General features: G+C 51.5%; 1 protein-coding gene. It reads left to right on the top strand.

Annotation, left to right across the window (positions count from 1 at the left end):
• Window positions 1-388 (top strand): SprB repeat-containing protein (locus IRZ80_RS20860; protein WP_194644302.1); only part of this gene is annotated, 388 nt, incomplete at both ends.

Below are 388 nucleotides of genomic sequence, written 5' to 3'. Positions count from 1 at the left end.
CTGCTGCTGGTGGTGCTGGCGGATATACCTATTCATGGGCTCCATCTGGTGGAACGGCTGCTACGGCTACAGGATTGGCTGCTGGCACTTACACCTGTACCATCACGGATGCCAACAATTGTCAGATCACGAAAAACTTTACCATAACACAGCCTACAGCTATTACCGCAACCACTTCGCAAACCAACGTGGCCTGCAATGGAGCAACTAACGGATCGGCTTCGGTAACTGCTGCAGGCGGTGCCGGCGGATATACCTATTCATGGACTCCAACTGGTGGTACTGCTGCTACTGCTACAGGATTGGCTGCTGGCACTTACACCTGTACCATCACGGATGCCAACAATTGTCAGATCACAAAAAACTTTACCATAACACAGCCTACGGC

The sequence above is a fragment of the Flavobacterium sp. HJJ genome (genome assembly GCF_015351475.1).
Classification (GTDB): Bacteria; Bacteroidota; Bacteroidia; order Flavobacteriales; family Flavobacteriaceae; genus Flavobacterium; species Flavobacterium marginilacus.
This window is presented reverse-complemented; position numbering and strand designations above follow the sequence as displayed.